Origin of the sequence: Zhengella mangrovi (assembly GCF_002727065.1) — a bacterium.
In the GTDB taxonomy this organism is placed as follows: domain Bacteria; phylum Pseudomonadota; class Alphaproteobacteria; order Rhizobiales; family Rhizobiaceae; genus Zhengella; species Zhengella mangrovi.
Map to the genome: position 1 here is coordinate 35,774 of NZ_PDVP01000010.1, position 18,047 is coordinate 53,820.

The 18,047-nt window shown below is 67.1% G+C and carries 18 protein-coding genes; 5 read left to right on the forward strand and 13 right to left on the reverse strand.

Translation table 11 applies throughout. The features are described from left to right. The first annotated feature begins 14 nt into the window (after positions 1-14). Complete coding sequence (gene xylB / locus CSC94_RS15590; protein ID WP_099307295.1) at positions 15-1,451, forward strand: xylulokinase; 1,437 nt, start codon at positions 15-17, stop codon at positions 1,449-1,451. Positions 1,452-1,458: 7 nt separating this feature from the next. Here the strand turns inward: xylB and CSC94_RS15595 are convergent, their stop codons facing one another. The 3 genes from CSC94_RS15595 to ykgO form a co-directional block, all read right to left on the reverse strand. Then, the gene (locus CSC94_RS15595; RefSeq protein WP_099307296.1) at positions 1,459-2,553 is read right to left on the reverse strand and encodes an alpha/beta fold hydrolase; all 1,095 of its coding nucleotides are present in this window, start codon (positions 2,551-2,553) and stop codon (positions 1,459-1,461) included. A 47-nt stretch (positions 2,554-2,600) separates the two neighbouring features. Continuing rightward, positions 2,601-3,158 (reverse strand): tetratricopeptide repeat protein, encoded by a 558-nt coding sequence (locus tag CSC94_RS15600; RefSeq protein WP_099307416.1) that lies wholly within the window; start codon positions 3,156-3,158, stop codon positions 2,601-2,603. Between the two features lie 96 nt (positions 3,159-3,254). Then, positions 3,255-3,380: a type B 50S ribosomal protein L36 gene (gene ykgO / locus CSC94_RS15605; protein WP_099307297.1), complete on the reverse strand. Its 126-nt coding sequence runs from the start codon at positions 3,378-3,380 to the stop codon at positions 3,255-3,257. Between the two features lie 255 nt (positions 3,381-3,635). On the opposite strand from ykgO, the gene CSC94_RS15610 reads away from it, so the two are divergent. After that, positions 3,636-4,358: a DUF1013 domain-containing protein gene (locus CSC94_RS15610; RefSeq protein ID WP_099307298.1), complete on the forward strand. Its 723-nt coding sequence runs from the start codon at positions 3,636-3,638 to the stop codon at positions 4,356-4,358. 62 nt (positions 4,359-4,420) lie between these two features. Here CSC94_RS15610 and CSC94_RS15615 read toward each other — a convergent pair whose 3' ends face one another. The 4 genes from CSC94_RS15615 to CSC94_RS15630 form a co-directional block, all read right to left on the reverse strand. Further along, positions 4,421-5,140: a helix-turn-helix transcriptional regulator gene (locus CSC94_RS15615; RefSeq protein WP_099307299.1), complete on the reverse strand. Its 720-nt coding sequence runs from the start codon at positions 5,138-5,140 to the stop codon at positions 4,421-4,423. Positions 5,141-5,144: 4 nt separating this feature from the next. Then, positions 5,145-5,513, reverse strand: a complete 369-nt coding sequence (locus tag CSC94_RS15620; RefSeq protein WP_099307300.1) for a VOC family protein — start codon at positions 5,511-5,513, stop codon at positions 5,145-5,147. A 106-nt stretch (positions 5,514-5,619) separates the two neighbouring features. After that, a complete protein-coding gene (locus CSC94_RS15625; protein WP_099307301.1) occupies positions 5,620-6,210 on the reverse strand; it encodes a rhodanese-like domain-containing protein in 591 nt (196 codons plus the stop codon). A gap of 60 nt (positions 6,211-6,270) precedes the next feature. Then, positions 6,271-7,065, reverse strand: coding sequence for an SDR family NAD(P)-dependent oxidoreductase (locus CSC94_RS15630; RefSeq protein WP_099307302.1), 795 nt, complete (start codon positions 7,063-7,065; stop codon positions 6,271-6,273). 249 nt (positions 7,066-7,314) lie between these two features. Here CSC94_RS15630 and CSC94_RS24675 point away from each other — a divergent pair, with 249 nt between their 5' ends. Beyond that, the gene (locus CSC94_RS24675; RefSeq protein WP_099307303.1) at positions 7,315-7,476 is read left to right on the forward strand and encodes a hypothetical protein; all 162 of its coding nucleotides are present in this window, start codon (positions 7,315-7,317) and stop codon (positions 7,474-7,476) included. Positions 7,477-7,491: 15 nt separating this feature from the next. Here CSC94_RS24675 and CSC94_RS15640 read toward each other — a convergent pair whose 3' ends face one another. The 5 genes from CSC94_RS15640 to CSC94_RS15660 all read right to left on the reverse strand — a co-directional run bounded on the left by CSC94_RS15640 (position 7,492) and on the right by CSC94_RS15660 (position 14,942). Continuing rightward, positions 7,492-8,427: an OmpH family outer membrane protein gene (locus CSC94_RS15640; protein WP_099307304.1), complete on the reverse strand. Its 936-nt coding sequence runs from the start codon at positions 8,425-8,427 to the stop codon at positions 7,492-7,494. Between the two features lie 4 nt (positions 8,428-8,431). After that, positions 8,432-9,649 carry a hypothetical protein gene (locus CSC94_RS15645; RefSeq protein WP_099307305.1) on the reverse strand — a complete coding sequence of 406 codons (1,218 nt, stop codon included), beginning with the start codon at positions 9,647-9,649 and terminating at the stop codon, positions 8,432-8,434. Positions 9,650-9,742: 93 nt separating this feature from the next. Then, positions 9,743-11,284 (reverse strand): cryptochrome/photolyase family protein, encoded by a 1,542-nt coding sequence (locus CSC94_RS15650; RefSeq protein ID WP_099307306.1) that lies wholly within the window; start codon positions 11,282-11,284, stop codon positions 9,743-9,745. A gap of 157 nt (positions 11,285-11,441) precedes the next feature. Then, the gene (locus CSC94_RS15655; protein WP_165784455.1) at positions 11,442-13,616 is read right to left on the reverse strand and encodes an HNH endonuclease domain-containing protein; all 2,175 of its coding nucleotides are present in this window, start codon (positions 13,614-13,616) and stop codon (positions 11,442-11,444) included. 444 nt (positions 13,617-14,060) lie between these two features. After that, on the reverse strand, positions 14,061-14,942 hold the full coding sequence (locus tag CSC94_RS15660; RefSeq protein ID WP_099307308.1) for a LysR family transcriptional regulator: 882 nt from the start codon (positions 14,940-14,942) through the stop codon (positions 14,061-14,063). Positions 14,943-15,109: 167 nt separating this feature from the next. Between CSC94_RS15660 and CSC94_RS15665 the strand changes: the two genes are divergently transcribed. Beyond that, positions 15,110-16,609: a CoA-acylating methylmalonate-semialdehyde dehydrogenase gene (locus CSC94_RS15665; protein WP_099307309.1), complete on the forward strand. Its 1,500-nt coding sequence runs from the start codon at positions 15,110-15,112 to the stop codon at positions 16,607-16,609. A 235-nt stretch (positions 16,610-16,844) separates the two neighbouring features. Beyond that, positions 16,845-17,216: a DUF4189 domain-containing protein gene (locus CSC94_RS15670; protein ID WP_099307310.1), complete on the forward strand. Its 372-nt coding sequence runs from the start codon at positions 16,845-16,847 to the stop codon at positions 17,214-17,216. 164 nt (positions 17,217-17,380) lie between these two features. Here the strand turns inward: CSC94_RS15670 and CSC94_RS15675 are convergent, their stop codons facing one another. Further along, complete coding sequence (locus CSC94_RS15675; RefSeq protein ID WP_099307311.1) at positions 17,381-18,046, reverse strand: GntR family transcriptional regulator; 666 nt, start codon at positions 18,044-18,046, stop codon at positions 17,381-17,383. Between the last annotated feature and the right edge of the window lies 1 nt (position 18,047).

An 18,047-nucleotide genomic window follows, 5' to 3' on the forward strand; every position in this document is an offset into this window, starting at 1 on the left:
CACGGGAGAGCAACATGTATCTGGGCCTCGACCTGGGAACCTCGGGCCTCAAGGGCATCGTGATCGACGACGGGCAGTCCATCGTCGCCGAGGCGCACGCACCGCTGACGGTGTCGCGGCCGCAGGACGGCTGGTCGGAACAGGCGCCGGCCGACTGGATCGCCGCGACGGAGAGCGTCATGGACGCGCTGGCGGCCAAGGGCGCCCTGTCCGCCGTGACCGGGATCGGCCTGTCGGGCCAGATGCATGGCGCGACGCTGCTGGATACCGGCGATGCGGTGCTTCGCCCCTGCATCCTGTGGAACGATACCCGCGCGGCGCAGGAGGCCGCCGCCATGGACGCGGACCCGGTATGGCGCGAGATCAGCGGCAACATCGTGTTCCCCGGCTTCACGGCGCCGAAACTGGCCTGGGTGCAGAACCACGAGCCTGAGATCTTCGCCCGCGTAAAGACGGTGCTGCTGCCCAAGGATTACCTGCGGCTCTGGCTGACAGGGGAGCGCGTGGGCGAGATGTCGGATGCAGCCGGGACAAGCTGGCTCGATACCGGCAAGCGCGACTGGAGCGACGTGCTGCTGGCGACCAGCGGTCTTTCGCGGGACGCCATGCCGCGCCTCGTGGAAGGGTCGGCCGTGTCCGGACAGTTGCGCGCGGCGCTGGTCGAGCGCTGGGGCCTGCCCGAGACCGTCGTCGTGGCCGGCGGTGGCGGCGACAATGCCGCCTCGGCGGTCGGTATCGGCGTCACCAGGCCGGGCCGGGCCTTCGTCTCGCTCGGAACCTCCGGCGTGCTGTTTGCGGCCAACGACGGCTATCAGCCGGCACCCGAAACCGCCGTGCATACCTTTTGCCACGCGCTGCCGGGTGCCTGGCACCAGATGGGCGTGATCCTGTCGGCCGCCGATTCACTCAACTGGGCGGCGCGCGTCTTCGGGGTCACGGCGGCGGAGGCGACCAGCCACCTGGGCAGCCTGCGCGCGCCGGGCCGGACGGTGTTCCTGCCCTATCTCGGCGGCGAACGGACGCCGCACAACAGCGCCACGGTGCGCGGTGCCTTCACCGGGCTCGACCATGCGACCGATCGCGACGGAATGATCCGCGCGGTCCTCGAAGGCGTCACCTTTGCGCTCAAGGATTGCCAGGACGCGCTGGCGGCCACGGGCACGCGGATCGAGACCTGCGTGGCGGTGGGCGGCGGTGCGCGCTCGGCCTACTGGGTCCAGGCGATCGCGACCGCGCTCGGCGTTCCGCTGTCGCTGCCGGTGGCCGGCGACTTCGGCGCCGCCTTCGGCGCGGCACGTCTCGGCATGATGGCGGCGACGGGCGAAACGGCGCTCGCCGGCCTGCCGGAAATCTCCGAGACCGTCGATCCGGACCCGCTGCTGGCGGATGCCTTCGCCGAGGGGCACGCCCGCTACCGGGCAGCGGCTGAGGCGATGCTGGCGCTCCGCTAGCGGAAGCCTATTCGGCCTGGCTGCCCATGGCGGCGCTGGCGGGCGGCGGGCCGTCCTTGCATTTCTCGTACGGGCCGAAGTTCTGCCCGGCGATGCGCTGCTCGGCCTCGCGGGCGAGCGCATCGACATCGCCGAGAAGGGCTGGCGGCGCGCCCGCCACGGCGCCAACGGCCGCGGCAACCAGTTCCGGCGCAATGTAATCCGGCTTGTGACCGAGGTTCTTCACCCAGACGAGTTTCGCGCCCGGAATGTCGCGGGCCAGTCCGACCGAGTGGATCTCCTCGTAGACCACGGTGTCGTGGTCGCCGGAAATGACGACGGTCGGCGCATCAATGGCGGGATAGCGCGGCGCGGCCTTCAGCACGTGGGGATAAAGCGCTTCGACGTCGATGGCGTTGTAGCGGAAATTGGCCGGCCGGAGCACCAGCGGAATGGCCGCCGTGCCGGAATAGCCTGGCGGCGCGGGATTGGGGGAGAAGACGCATCCGGTCCCGGCCGCCATGCGCAGGCTGCCGGCCGGCAGGGCGACGAGGTAGGAGAACAGGCGGCCGACAACGGGGCGCGCGGCGATCGGATAGTACCAGGATGTCTTGCCGCCCGGCCAGGGATGACTCGCCGCCGAAACGAAGACCAGGCCGGCGACCTTTTCGGGGCGCTCCAGCGCCAGGGCCGCCGTGATGCCGCCGCCGAACGAATGGCCGACGATGATGGCCCTGGCGATCCCGAGGTGGTCCATCAGCGCCGCAATGGTGCGGGCCTGGCCGGCCGGGGTGGCGTTTTCGGACGGACCGCGACCCGACCATCCGTGGCCCGGACGGTCGAGGAACAGCAGTTCCGCCTTGCCTTCCAGGCGCGGGCGCAGCGGTCCCATGGGATCGTTCAGGTTGCCGCTCGCGCCGTGAATGAAGACGACCGGCGGCAGCGATGCGCCCTCCGGCGCGGCCACGTGCAAGAAGTGCATGCGCGTGCCGTTGACGGTTGCGAAGGTTCCCACGGGTGGATGGCGCCGTTCGATCAGGAACACGCCGATGCGGGTCAACCCGAAGAGGATCGCGGCCAGGGCGACCAGGAAAGCGAGGGCGGCGGCGGCAAGATTGAGCATGGGCCTCGCGGGTGTCCCTGTCGGTGCTGGCGTCCTGGGGGCGGAAGTCAGATCGGTTCGCCGGCGAGCTTGTCGGCCAGTTTCCCGACCGCTTCCTGCGCCTCGCGCATCATGGGGTAGACTTCGAGCGCCCGCTCGTAGACGCCGAGTGCGCTTTCGTCCTTGTTCTCGGCGCGCAGGATGGCGGCGAGGCCGACCATGGCGCCGAAATGGCGTGGCTCAAGCTCGAGGACGCGCTCGATGTCGGCCATCGCCTTGGCGTAGTTCTTCATCAGGAAATTGACCGTCGCGCGCCGGTTCCAGCCCTCGGCGTATGCCGGGTCGAGCATGATCACCTGGTCAAGCATGTCGAGGGCGAGATCGTATTTCTTGTCCTCGATCCCCTTGGCGGCGCGCTCCATCAGCAGATCGACGGTCGCGCTGTCCGATTCGGCGAAGATCGCCGAAATCCGGCCGGCAATCCTGCGGGCCGCGGATGCATTGGCCGTCCGCTTGAGGTCGGAAAAAAGGTTGTCGAGCCGCTCGGTGCGCGGTGCCTGCTCGCTGGCGAGCACCGGGCCGGAAAGGCAAAGCAGGATGGACAGGCAAGCAAAAACGTTCCGCATGAACGGAAGGGTAATCCCGTTCAGCGAAACGTCAAACCGAAAATCGCGTGATGACCCGATCCGTGGCCGGGCCACGGCGCGGGGCAGCGTCAGCAATCAGCCCTGGCGCGCCTTGAAGCGCGGGTTCTGCTTGTTGATGATGTAAATGCGGCCCTTGCGGCGAACCATGCGGTTGTCGCGGTGACGGCTCTTGAGCGCCTTGAGCGAATTCTTGATCTTCATCGTTCCGACCCGTTCTTCTGGGCCCTGCCATGGATGGGCGGGCCTGACATGACAAGCGCGCCAGCTCGGGCGCGCCTCTCTCAAAAAGGATGCTGGCTCATAAACGACGGGGCGCTTGGCTGTCAAGCGGTCCGGCGGGTTTCCATTGCGCTTGGCGGCAAATGCGACTATAGGGGTGGCACTTCCCTTTATAACTGGTGGCTGCGACCACCGCCCGCGACGGGAGACGCGGGCGAAGAAAGAGGATTCGTCAACATGGCCCAGCAACTGCTCATGCCCAAGGCGACCGCCGTCTGGCTGGTCGACAATACCGCGCTTTCCTTCGACCAGATCGCCCATTTCTGCAAACTGCATCCGCTCGAGGTCAAGGCGATCGCCGACGGCGAGGCGGCACAGGGCATCAAGGGCCTCGACCCGGTTTCCACCGGCCAGCTGACCCGCGACGAGATCGCGCGGGCGGAAGGCGACGGCGACTACCGGCTCAAGCTGCAGGAATCGCGGGTGCGCATCCCGGAAAAGAAGCGCAAGGGTCCGCGCTACACGCCGCTGTCGAAGCGCCAGGATCGCCCGAACGCCATTTTGTGGCTGGTCCGCAACCATCCGGAACTGAAGGATGCGCAGATCTCGCGCCTGGTCGGCACGACCAAGTCGACGATCGAGCAGATCCGCGAGCGGACGCACTGGAACTCCGCCAACCTGCAGCCGATGGACCCGGTCACGCTCGGCCTGTGCTCGCAGATCGACCTCGACCTGGAAGTCCAGAAAGCCTCGAAGAACGCGCCGCCCAAGCCGGAAACGGGCGATACCCTGCTGCCGGCCAGCGCGACGGAAAACCTCGACGAGAGCACGTCGGTGTTCGGATCCGCCTCCACGGCGGCCCCGGCGGAAGAGGAAGAGGAACTGGATGCGGACAAGGTGTTCGCCAAGCTCTCCTCGCTCAAGGGCAAGATCGAGGACGAGGACGACGATTCGTTCTGATCGTCCCTGCCGCCAATGACAGAAAGGCCCGGTGTCCGGATGGATGCCGGGCCTTTTCGCTGTCAGGGACCGGCTGACGGGAGCCTGGCGCGCGGGATCTCGCCGCAGGCTTCCATGTAGCGGAAGAAATCGGCCAGGCGCTTGCCCGGTTCGGGCCGGAACCGTTCACCTGTCGGCGCCAGCGCCAGCATCCGGTCGAGACGGAACATGCGGAAGTCCTCGCGCAGTTCGCACCAGGCCACGAGGGTCCAGACCTTGCCCCAGAACCAGAGGCCGAGCGGCCGGATCGTGCGCTCGCTGGCGCGGCCGGACTCGTCACGATAGCTCAGACCCATCACCGATCCCGTGTCGCAGGCAGCCTCGATGCGGTCGATGAGCCCGCGCTCGTTGTCGGAGAGGGTCATCGGTGGCGCGTAGACCCGTGGCGCATCGATGCGCGCCGCGCCGTCGTCTGGCAGGACAGAAGCGATCTTGACCAGGGCCTCTTCCGCTGCCCTCGCCATGGCGGCGCCGCCCCAGGCGCGGATCATCCGGGCGCCGGCGACGAGCGCGACAACCTCCTCGCGGGTGAACATCAGCGGAGGAAGGTCGAAACCGGAGCGCAGGATGTAGCCGACCCCGGCCTCGCCGTCGATGGGCACGCCGGAGGCCTGGAGGTCGGCGATGTCACGGTAGATCGTGCGTTCCGAGACCTCCAGCCATTCGGCCAGCTTGCGGGCGGTGACCAGCCGGCCACCACGCAGGTGCTGGACGATGGCAAAGAGGCGATCGGCGCGGCGCATGGCGTCAGGCCGCGAAGACGCCGAAGGAATTGCCGTCGGGATCGAGGCAATAGGCGAAACGCCCGGCAGGGATCTCGATGACCGGCGAGACGACCTGGCCGCCGGCATCCCGGACCCGCTGCATGGCCTCCTCGGTGGTGCCACTGACCGCGAGGTGAACCGTCGGACCGGTTCCCGCGGGCGCGGGCCTGCCTTCATAGAGATGACCGGCGACGCCGCCGTCGCCGGTGTAGGCGAACACGGCGGTCCGGTTGGGACCCATATCCTGATCGATCATCGCGTAGCCGGTGACGGCGCCATAGAAATCCTTGGCTTTGGCGAGATCGGTGACCGGGATTTCAGCCCAGACATTGGCGTTGGCAGGTGCGTTCATGACGGTTTCCTTTCGAGACCTGTGTTTCAACAAGGCAACCATCGCACACCCCTCCTGACACCATTCTGTCAGGAGGCCGGGGCGTCTGTCGTCCTGGCCACGACCATCACCGGGCGGGCATGGCGACCGTGAGGCCGAGCATGCGCCAGCCCTGCATGCCAGCACGGTAATAGTAGAGTTTCTCCGGCGGAAACCCGGCTTCGATCATGCGACGGGCCGCTGCCGGGGACTGGCCGCACCACGGCCCGTTGCAATAGAGAGCGGCGGACCTGACGTTGTCGCCGTCGCAGATCCAGCCGTCGAAATCGGGCTCGCAGCCCAGTTCGCCGAGCCGGTCGGCCGCCTCGGTGTAGGGAATGTTGATCGCGCCCGGGATCGCGCCGCCGAGGAAATCGGGCCTGACACGACCGTCGATCACAACGACGTCTGGATCGTTGAGGAACTGCAGCATTTCCAGTTCGCCCACCGGTGTCACGCCTTCGGCCGGGATCATCGGCTGGATACAGAAATTCGGGCAGGGCCGCGCGATGCGGGCGAAGTCGCCCTCGATCACCGCGTCGTTGTCCTGGATGCGCGCAATCTCGACGGGGCCATCCGCCGTCTGGACCGTCACGCTCATCATGTCCCTGGTGATGCCGACGGGGTCGGCGTGGGCCGCGGTGGCGGCAAATACCATGGCTGCAAAAAGAAGACGCATTCGCTTCCACTCCTCTCGTGAAACCAGGCCATTTGCCCCGCGGCCCGGACTGTCGTCCGGTCAGTCCTTCTTCTCCTTGACCGGCACCGTGTAGTTGAGCGGCAGACGGCCGCCATCGGCGTAGATCGTCTGGCCGGTGATGTAGCTGGCCTCGTCGGAGGCGAGGAAGGCGGCAATGGCGGCGATCTCGGAAGGGTCGCCCATGCGGCCGAGCGGCGTGCGCGAGAGAACCTTGCGGCGGGCCGCCTCGTCGGAAGCCACCGTCGCCATCATCTCGGTGGCGATGGAGCCCGGCCCGATCGCGTTGACGCGGATGCCATGCGGTGCCAGCGCCAGCGCCATCACCTTGGTGAGCTGGTTCATGCCGCCCTTGGAGACGGAGTAGGGCACCTGGTTGTCGATGGCGAACACGGCGTTGACCGACGACATGTTGACGATGGCGCCCGGCTTGCCGCCCTTTTCCACCCGGTCCACCATGTGACGGGCCACGGCCTGGCCGGCGAGGAAGGCGCCCTTGAGGTTGATCGACAGGACGCGGTCGAAATCCTCTTCCGCCAGGTCGAGGAACGGGGCGCCGTGAATGATGCCGGCGTTGTTCACCAGCACGTCGATCTCGCCGAACTGGTCGAGCGCATGCGCAACGAGATTGTGGACATCCAGCCGCTTGGCCACGTCGGTCTTCACGAAACGGACCTCGCCACGCTGGGACAGGTCCTTGACCGCCGCCTTGGCCCTCTCCTGGTCGACGTCCGCGATGACGACCTTCATGCCCTCGTCGACGTAGCGCTCCGCGATGGCGCGGCCGATCCCCGTGGCTGCGCCGGTGACGATGGCTGTCTTGCCTTGCAAATTCATGTCTGTTCCTCTTGCCTTGGAAGGCCGGGACCGTGCTCCAGCCCCTGTCAAAGGTCAAGTGGGGAGGGTTTCGGGTGGTGGCCGGAACCGGCGGCATTCGCCGGCCGCGGGGTTGACGGCCCCGGCGCGAGGGTGTTCGTTGCCGCCACCCGCCGTCGCGTCCATGCCGAACGACCAGTTGAGTCGCCGCAGCCATTCCATGAGCGATACCGGTGGCCATATTCGCTGGAACTGCCCCGGGAGCCCTGCTTGACGAAAATCCTTTCCCTACTGGTGATTGCCATGATGGTGGTGCACCTGATCAAGCCGCTCGGCCTGCCGGGCCTGCGGCGGCGCAAGGATTTCTGGAAGCTGGCCCTGATCGCGATCGCCTCCATCGTCATCATCGTGGCGGTGCGGCCGGGCGGCTGACGCATACGGGGCCCGTCACCGCCGGGTCGCCGACCAGTTGCCCGAGGGCATGTCCCAGTTGTTGCCGGCCTTCCAGGTGCCGGTGGCCCCGGCCGGCGTGATGCGCCCGCTGATGTTGCCGGCATAGGACATGGGCTTGTCCCATTTGCCGGCGCCGACGAGCCCGTTCAAAGTGGTTGAAATGGCGCCGTCGGGCGACACACGGCCGGTGAACGAGCCGGTGACGGGGTCGCCGCTGTAGGATCCGGACACCGTGCCGGTGACCTGGAAGCCGAAAATGCGGAACTCGATGGTGCCGGCCGCACCGCCGCTCAGGCGGCCGGAATAGGTGCCCTCGAAGCCGGCGGGTTCAGACACGGCCTTGTAGGCCTGCAGCAGGGGTTCCAGCCCGTGCAGGCGGTCGCGCATGTCGTGGATCGCCGGCAGGATCGACCGCTTGTAGTCATCGATGAGGCGGATGCCCTGGTCTGCCGTGCGCAGCTTGTAGAAGTCATCCTTGATGACCTCCATGTTCTTCGACAGGGCGATGGCGAAGGGATCGAGAACGCCGGCGCGGGGCTTGAGACGGGTGATCATCTCGCCGACGATGTCGCGGATGGCCTGTTGCGAGTAGCGCGTGCGGTCCTGCTGGAATTTCTGCTGCAGGCTGTCGAGTTCCTTCCAGACCTGCTTTCTCTCCTCCATCATCTGGGCGAGCTTGTCGCGATAGGCCTGGACGGGGTTGGACGATATCGTGCCGCCCTGGCGCAGCGTGTTCTTCAGGTCTTCGATGTTCTTCTCGACCAGCTGGTAGCTGTTTTTCCAGCTCTTTCGTTCCAGCGACTGGTTCAGCACGCTATCGATGCGCCGGACGATGTAATCGACGTTATCCTGTTGCGCGGCACGGGCGACGGTGACGGAAAGGGCCGGAACAAGCAGGGCAAGGAGCAGGGCGCGGAGAATACGGGCCATCTGGTCAATCCTTCAGGTAGGAATTCAGGTCGCGGATGACCGCGTCCATGCCGTTTCGCGGCGCGCCGCCTGACGGAGCCGGGCTGGCGGAGACGGGCGGCAGGTTTTCCGGGTCGCCGGTCAGCGCGGCGCCAGGTGATGGCGCCGATGCGCCGGCACTGTTCCCTGTGTCGCCGTCGCCGAAGATCGCGTTGCCGTTCGCAGCCGTACCGTCCTGGCCTTGCGGTGCGGTGACGGCCGGGGCATTCGCGCCGTCGTCGAAGATCGAGCCTTGCGATCCGGGAGGCGAGACAGCCGTTGCCGGGGCGGCAAACCCGGCGGGCAGATCCTCCTCGTCCAGCGTCAGGCCGCGCCGTCCCTCGCGCGAAACATGGATCATCACTTCGTCGCCGGCGTCGACCACGGTGAAGGCCCAGTTGCCGTTGGCCTTCAGCATGTCGCTCCACAGCGGAACGAAATAATCCCGGGTGGCGCTGCGCGGATCGTAATCGAATGCCATGCCGAAGACCGGGTAGGTGCGATCCTGGCAGAGCGCCAGCCATAGCAGCCGGTTGGCACCGGCCCTCGCAAGCACATCGCCGACCGGGTGGGACCAGGTCTGCAGGTCCACCATGGTGCAATCGCTGCCGAACCGGTCCTTCAGCCAGGACGGATCGACGGCAGCGGGTGCCGCAGCCTGCGCCGGCTGGGCCGCCTCCACACCCTCGTCCGGTATCGTGATCAGCCGTTCGGTGCCGTTGCCGGCCTGGGCGGCTGGCGGCGGCGCCTCGCCGTCAAAGCGGATGCTGTCGAGGACCCGCTGCAGGAGCGCCTGGAGGTCCGCGGTCTCTCCCTTGGGATAATCCACTGAAACGACAAGCTGCCGGCCATCGGCACGCGGAACCAGGAACACGGCCTTGAGGGATTCCTCGCTGTAGAAATCGTAGTGAATGAGCAGCGCGGGATGCCCGGCAACCATGATCTGCCCGTGGGACAGGATGTCGGGCGCGCCGAGCAGGGGTTCGTCCGGCAGCCACCAGTAAATGGAGAGGCGGCCACGGCTGTCCGGCCGGACGAAGCCCAGTTCCTTGCCCTGGATCCGAGCCATCTCGGCCCAGCGGTCCGGGGCTTCGAAACGGACGCCGTCGAGGTCGCGGATTTCGCCGCCGCGTGCCGGTAGGGTTGCGGCCATGGGCGCCGCGGCCAAAAGGGCTGCCGCAGCCATGATCCTGAAAAAACGCATGCATCCGCCTCCGGCCAAATCAAGGGACGAGGGTCATGCTATCCCGGAGCCGTGACGGCGCCTTGATCCTTGTCATTGGCGCCAGCGGAATGATCAGAGGCTGTCGAGGAACCTGCGGGCATCGTCGCGAAATGCCTTCTTCCGGTCCTCGCCCATGCGATCGAGCGTGCGATACATCATGGCCATGCGGGCATTTCCGGCCAGGCGCTGGCGATTGCGGTCGAGGAAATCCCAGTAGAGGTAATTGAACGGGCAGGCCGATTCTCCGCTCTTCTTCTTCACGGCGTAGCGGCATCCACCGCAATAATCCGACATGCGGTCGATGTAGCTGCCAGACGCGGCATAGGGCTTGGACGCAAAGAGGCCGCCGTCTGCCCAGAGGATCATGCCGACGACATTGGGCATTTCCACCCATTCATAGGCATCCCAGTAGACCAGCAGGTACCATTCCTGCACCTCCCGGGGGTCGAGGCCGGCAAGCAGGCAGAAGTTGCCGATGATCATGAGGCGCTGGATGTGGTGGGCGTAGGCGTTGGCGCGGGTTTCGCCGATGGCCTGCGCGAGGCAATTCATCTCCGTTTCGCCGGTCCAGAAGAAATCCGGCAGCTTGCGCCGCGCCTGGAGCTTGTTGGAAGAGGCGTAGTCCGGCATGTTCAGCCAGTAGATGCCTCGGATGAACTCGCGCCAGCCGATGATCTGGCGGATAAAGCCTTCCACGGCGTTGAGCGGCGCCTCGCCTTCGTGCCAGGCCTGTTCTGCCCGCCGGCAGCATTCGCGCGGGTCCAGCAGGCCGCAGTTGATCAGCGCCGACAGGTGGGAGTGGAAGAGCAGGGGCTCACCCTGTTTCATGGCATCCTGCCAGGTACCGAAGCCGGGCAGCGCGTTCTTCACGAACCAGTCGAGGTAGTGCAGCGCCTGGCGGCGGGTGACCGGATAGTTGAAGGGTTCGAGATCGCCGAAATGATCCGCGAACTCCTGGCCGACCAGATCAAGGACGGCACGGGTGGTGTCATCCACCGCGTAATCCGGGCGTTCGGGGACGGCGACGTCATTGGGCAGGGGCTCGCGGTTCTCGCTGTCGAAATTCCATTCGCCGCCTTCCGGACCGTCGTCCCGCATCAGGTAGCCGGTGCGCCTGCGCATCTCGCGATAGAAATACTCCATGCGCAGCGCCTTGCGGCCGTCGGCCCAGGCGAGGAACGTCTCGTGGTCACAGAGGAACCGCGTGTCGGGCCGGATCTCGACATCCGGTCCCAGGGTCTCGCTCCAGTCACGCATCATCTGCAGGACGCGCCATTCGCCGGGTTCGGTCATGATCACCCGGGTGGGCCCGTGGCGCTTCACGGCCGCCTTCAGGGCGGTCTCGAGCGATGTGCCGGCGGGGTCGCCATAGACGGCATAGTCCACCTCCACGCCCTTTTCCTGAAGTGTCCGGGCGAAATGGCGCATCGCGGCAAACAGGAAGGCGATCTTCTTCTTGTGGTGCTTCACATAGGTGGCCTCGGCGGTGACCTCGGCCATGACCACGATGTCGCCCTTCGAGAGGTCCTCGAGCGCCGACAGATCTCCGGACAACTGGTCGCCCAGAACAAGGCGGAGGGTCCTGGCCCCTTGCGGCGGCGATGCGCTAACCATGAAATCCCTTTCGCGCTGCAATGCACCCCGCGGCGATATAGGGTGAGGATGCCAACTCGGCCAAATATCTGTTCCGGTTGGGCGCTCTTTCCGGGCGTGGCCGGATTCCGGGATCGCCGGGGTCCGGCCAGCGGACGGGAGTTTGCCGGTCCTGCCGCTACCGCGAAAGATTGCTGCGGCGCGGGCGGACCAGGCCGGCCGGCGTCACGTCGAGCGCCCGCGCACCGGCCCGGCGCAGGCCTTCGGCGGTGACCAGTTCCCAACGGAAGGGATCGTCCGGATCCGCATGGCGCCGTGCCAGCGTTCCGCCTTCCTCGGGGGCGGCGAGATGAATCCGGGCCTTCGCCGCCGACAGTTGCCGCACGGTCCGCCAGACCCTTTCGCCCTCCGGTCCGTCCAGCTCGATGAGGTCTCCGGTGCGCAGGCGCATCACCAGCTTGCCGCCGATGCGTCCCTTTTCCCAGATCGGGCGCCAGTCCTTGCGCGCGGTCTCCGCGCGGGTGGCGCAAAAGCCGACCCACCTGCCGGAAGGAAGCACCACGATGTCCATGAAGGCATTTCCCGCCGGCATGACCCAGGCGATGCCGCCCGCCACGGGCCAAGCCATGCGGGTAGCCCGCGCGATGCGCACACGCCGGATTCCGGTCGTCCGGGACAAGTCCTGCAGCGCCTCGATCCGGCTCGTGCCCGTGTCCCGGTGCTCCAGGGCTTCGAGGATCCGTTCGCGCAAAGCCGGATCGACGATGCGCCTGGCCTGCGCCTTGGACAGGGTGGTCAACGGGCGACGGCAGTGCAGATGCGCGGTGCCGTCACGGGAGAGGGTTGCGCCATACCGGGTTTCCCCGGTGGCCGTCTTCTTCCTGCCGCCGGCGTGGGTGACCGTGGCATTCTCAAGGAAGGCCAGGACCCGGGCGGCATCCGGTTTCCTGCCCGTGGCGAGGAAAAGCGCCAGCAGTGCATCGACGGCATGGTTGCGGTTGTCGGCAAGGGATTTGGCGGATGGCCCCGCTTGCCCTTCCGGAGCGATGGACCGGCGAAGGGCGGCAATGCCGGACGGGTGGACCCATTGAACGCGGGCGCCGGGCCAGCGGCGAGCGATCATCCGGCCGGCGGCGGCAGCGAGACGTTGCATCGCGGCCCGGCGATCCGGCATGGCATGGGCCATCGGCCCGTTGCGCCCGGCCACGGCGCCCGGCCTGGTGTTCTGGCGCCACCGGGCCTGCCCGGCAAAGGCCTCCTCCGGCGTCCGGTTCGCCTTCTGGCGGTTGGCGAAGGCATGGCACAGGACGAGGTTGGCGGCCGCGGTGGCTCCGCCCCGGGAGACGGGCAGGACGTGGTCGATCTCGTGCAGGCCGGAAAACAGATCAGCCCGTTTCAGGTTGCGGCCGCTGTATGGGCAGACCGCCTGTCCATTTGCCGCGGCCTCCTGGCGGGCGAGCAGGGCGAGAACCACCCGGCGATGGCGGGTGGGCCGCAGGCCGCGCCGGCGCAGCAGGTCCCAGGCCCACGGCGGCATGGCATGGCGCGCCGATAGCCCTTCACCGGACGGCAGGGGCAGCGGGCGCTCGAGCACGACCGACCGGGGGGTGCCGAAGCGGCGCTCCATGGCGTTCATGCACTGGCGCAACTGTGCGAGCACGACGGCGGTGCGACGGTCCTCCCGGGGCGGGCGTTCGACGCGCCGGCCCTCGTCCTGAAAGGCGGCATGAATGGTGTCGAAGAGCGTGTCGCTCAACCGTGTTGGGCTGAATTGCCGTTGCGCCGTCCAGATCGCGCGGAATTCTGCGATCACATCGGTCCGCCGGATTTCAGGGGGCGGATCGACGATCCCTTTGAGACCAAGACGGTGGCGCACCGCCCTGCGCCCCCGCACCGGCCCCCGGTGGCGGATGGCCAGATGTTCGCCCAGCGTTCGCAGGCCGGGTCCGGCGATTTCGCCCGGCGGCGAGGTGCCGGCAATCGGCCGGCCACGGCGCTTGTGCAGGTGCATCAGCAGCCGTCCCAGCGCGTGGAGCGAGACGGGGCGGTCAAGCGCGCGACGCCGCAACTCGTAAGGATCGAGCCGGAACAGGCGGGCAGACGCCTTGCCGACGGGGGGCAGGAGCCCTGCCTTGCGCAGGCAGGCAGCGAACTGCCGTCGGCGCTCCCGGCGCCGCTTGCGATAACGGCCCTGCTTTCGCCGCAAGCCAAGGCGCGCCACCGCCTGTGCCGGCTGCGCCGGCAGGATCCGCGCGCCGGCGAAAAGAGGCTCCAGTCGACCGTCCGCGCCTGTCCGTCCGGCGGCAAGACCGATGGAGCCCGTGCCGAGGTCGAACGAGAAACGCAGAACCATGTCCGTTCCCCCTGTTCCGGGTCTTCGGGCATCGTCATTCAATGCCGCGGCAACGCCAATGGCGCTTTCGCGCATGGTGCGAAGACGCCATTCCTGGACGGGAGGAAGAATGCTTGCCTGACCGCTCCGGAAAGTGCGTTCCCTCCGGCAACCAGGCGAACGCCGTCACCCGGGGGCGGGCTCCGGTCTGCCCCCGCATGGCCGGTCGCGACGTGTGCGGGCGGGGCGGCCATGCGGTCCGGACCGGGTTTGCCAGCGCGAGGGGGCGTTGCGGATCGGGACCCACGTGAAGAGGAGGGGCAGAGCAACGAAAGGATCCAATGAAATTGGGGAGCATCCAGCGGTCCGATGCCGGCGTCGTGGCCCCGTATCCCGGTTTTCGGCGATGCGTCCGGCTGGCGGGAGCCAGGGCAGGAGGCGGTGCGGAACTGCGGGACCATCGCGCTACAGGAACGAGGACCGGTCGCCCTCGACCTGCTCCTGGATGAACTTCACGACCGCCTGGATGCGCCGCAGCGGTTTCAGGGTTTCGTGGTAGACGATCCAGTAGGCCCGGCGGATCTGCGGGAAGCCTTCCACCGCAACGAGATCGTCGTGGTGCCTGGCAATATAGCTGTGCAGGATGCCGAGCCCGGCTCCGGCGCGTACCGCTTCCATCTGGCCGAGCGCCGAGGAAATCTCGAAGCTCGAGCGCCAGTCGGGCGCCATTTCGCCGGCATAGTCGAGGGCGGGGCTGATTACCAGGTCCGGGACGTAGCCGACGAGGCGATGGCCGGCAATGTCGCCGGGACCGAAGGGGAGGCCGGACTGGGTGGCGTAGTCGCGGCTGGCATAGAGGCTGAGCGTGTAGTCGACCAGCTTGCCGGCCACCAGGCGGCCTTCGGCGGGGCGTTCCATGGTGATGGCGATATCCGCCTCGCGGCGGGACAGGGAAAAGCTGCGCGGGACGGGAACGAGCTGGATGGTGAGGCCCGGATGGTCGCGGGCCAGCCGGCCGAGCCTCGGGGCCAGCCATGCGACGCCGAAGCCGTCGGGCGCGCCGATGCGCACGGTGCCCGACACGCCCTCGGCATCCGGCGCCAGGTCGGCGCGGGCGGCAATCATGCCAGCTTCCATCTCGTCGGCCGTGCGCAGGAAGCGCTCGCCCTCGGGTGTCAGTTCCGTTCCGGTGGTCTGCCGGTCGACCAGTTTCACGCCGAGGGCCTGCTCGAGCGCGGAAATGCGGCGCGAAACCGTGGCGTGATTCAGGCCAAGCCGCCGCGCAGCGCCCAGGATCTGGCCCGCGCGCGCCACGGCGAGGAAAATGCGAACGTCGTCCCAGTTCACGGGCGCCTCCGATGATCCGCATTAAAGTTGATAGACTAGCTACAACTTCTTCAATTTCTGCACAACGGTTTTGGACTCCGGCGCGTTGCGCATGGCGTGTTCCTTGGACATGATGGCGCCATGGACAGGACCGGCCGCGGCCGGACATGAAAACGGGAGGACCCCCCATGTATTCCATCGGACACTATATCGACGGCGCGACCGTGGACGGCCAGAGCGGCCGCAAGGCAGACATCTTCAACCCGGCCACCGGCGAAGTGCAGGGCACGGTTGCCCTGGCCTCGAAGGCGGAACTGGACGATGCCGTGGCGCGTGCGGCGGAAGCGCAGAAGGGCTGGGGTGCGACCAACCCGCAGCGCCGCGCCCGCGTGATGATGAAATTCGCGGCGCTGATCAACGAGAACATGGACAAGCTGGCCGAAGCGGTCAGCCGCGAGCATGGCAAGACGCTGCCGGACGGGCGTGGAGACGTGCAGCGCGGGCTCGAGGTGATCGAGGTCTGCATGGGCGCGCCGCACCTGCTCAAGGGCGAGTACATGAACGACGGCGGCCCGGGCATCGATCTCTTCTCGATGCGCCAGCCGCTGGGTGTCGTGGCCGGCATCACGCCGTTCAACTTCCCGGCGATGATCCCGCTGTGGAAGATGGGTCCGGCGCTGGCCGCCGGCAACGCCATGATCCTCAAGCCGTCGGAGCGCTGCCCGACCACGTCGATGATGCTGGCGGAACTGCTGAAGGAAGCCGGCCTGCCGGACGGCGTGCTGCAGGTGGTCAACGGCGACAAGGAAGTCGTCGACGCCATTCTCGACAACGAGACGGTGCAGGCGGTCGGCTTCGTCGGCTCCACGCCGATCGCGCAGTACATCTATTCGCGCGCGGCGGCCAACGGAAAGCGCGCCCAGTGCTTCGGCGGCGCCAAGAACCACATGATCATCATGCCCGATGCCGACATGGACAAGGCGGCGGACGCGCTGGTGGGTGCCGGCTACGGGGCGGCCGGTGAACGCTGCATGGCCATCTCGGTCGCGGTGCCGGTGGGAGACAAGACCGCCGACGCGCTGATCGAGCGCCTCGTGCCGCGCGTGGAGAAGCTGAAGGTCGGCCCCTACACCGCCGGTGAGGATGTCGACTACGGCCCGCTGATCACCGAGGCGGCAATGAACCGCGTCAAGGGCCTGATCGGCTCGGGCATCGAGCAGGGCGCGACGGCGGTGATGGACGGCCGCGACTTCTCGCTGCAGGGCTACGAGAACGGGTTCTTCGTCGGTCCGACGCTGTTCGACAACGTCACGCCGGAGATGGACATCTACAAGGAAGAAATCTTCGGCCCGGTCCTGTCGACCGTGCGTGCCAAGACCTACGAGGACGCCCTGAAGCTGACCATGGACAACCCCTATGGCAACGGCACGTCGATCTTCACGGCCGATGGCGACACGGCACGGGACTTCGCCAACCGGGTGAACGTCGGCATGGTCGGCATCAATTTCCCGATCCCGGTGCCGCTCTCCTATTTCACCTTCGGCGGCTGGAAGAAGTCGGCCTTCGGCGACCTGAACCAGTATGGCCCGGATGCCTTCCGCTTCTACACCAAGACCAAGACGGTGACGGCGCGCTGGTTCTCCGGCATCAAGGAAGGCGGCGAGTTCCACTTCAAGGCGATGGACTGATCGTTTTCCGGGCAATACCTGGTGCCTGAACAGGGCGGCCTTCCGGGGCCGCCCTTTTTCGTGGGCGGCTTCCAACGAGGTGCTTCCTGCCCGTCGGGCAGGTTAACCATTCCGGCCAACATTTGTCCCGTCGATGTCGTTTGCAGGATTTCTGCTAAAACAGGAATTGCCATTTGTTTCATATTACTGATTAATCCGGTTGCGGCTCCACGACAATCCAAGGGGGGATGTCACCATGGCCAATCGGCTCAAATCGCTTCTTCTTCTGATCTTTTTCTCGCTTTCGGCGACCGGAACGGGTTTCGCGGCCGACAAGTACGGCGCCATCGCCTATTCGCCTTCCAGTGGCGCCTGGGGATACTGGTACGACGCGAACAGCCAGGGCGCGGCGAACTCCAACGCGATGGCTGCCTGCCGGAAGCATGGCCGCGGCTGCAAGGTCGTCACCCACTTCCACAATGCCTGCGGCGCCGTCTATGCCGGCTCGAACGGCTGGGGCGCGGACTGGGGCAACAGCCGGAACCAGGCCGAGAGAAAGGCCGCGCGCCGTTGCTCGCAATACACCAGCGGCTGCAGGCTCGTCGCCTGGTCCTGTACGAGCCGCTGACCGGTCTTCACCAAAAGACGTTTGGCGCCCGGCGACGAAAGTGGCCGGGCGCATTTCTTTCGGCGCATCGATTCGAAGCCGGCGCGCCGGAAGCATGAGGCTGTTTCGGACAGTTCCCTTCTGCCGTTGGCGCCGGTTCCGTTCGCCTTCGCCCCGCCTGCCTGTTATTGCCCGCGCGCCATCGCCTCCAGCAGCGCCATCAGGCGCAGGGCCTCGTCATGGGCAAGGGTGCCGTCGCGCTCCAGGATGGCGTTGATGAGATCGAGGTGGTGGGCGGCGGCTTCGGCCAGGCTGTCGGGCCTTGCCGAAGCGAACCAGAAGCGCCGTGAATGGGTTTGCAGCGGCGCTGCGAGGCGCGCGGCATAGGCGTTGTCGGCCGCTTCCGCCAAGGCGAGATCGAACGCCTTGTCGGCGGCCAGGAAGGCGCGGGTGTCGCGGTCCGCCACCGCCTGCTGCATGGCCGCAGCGGCGCGGGCGAACCCCTGGGCGGCTGCCGGCGTCAGGTTCCGTGCCGCGGCCCGGGCGAGCACCGCTTCGACACCGCGCCGGGCCTCAAGGACCTTGATCCAGTCGCTTTCGATCAGCGGGGCAACGCGAATGCCGGCACGCGGGCGGATTTCCAGCAGGCCTTCCCAGGCAAGGCGCTGGATCGCTTCACGGACCGGCGTGCGGCCAAGGCCGACGAGGGCGATCAATGCGCCTTCGGTCGCCTGGCTGCCCGGTTCGAGGTCCAGCGTGACCAGGCTTTCCTCCAGCCTGCGGTAGGCCGCGTCGGCCTGGCTTTCAGGCTGCGTGGAGGCGGTTTCCTGCAATGAATCCGGTCCTGTCATT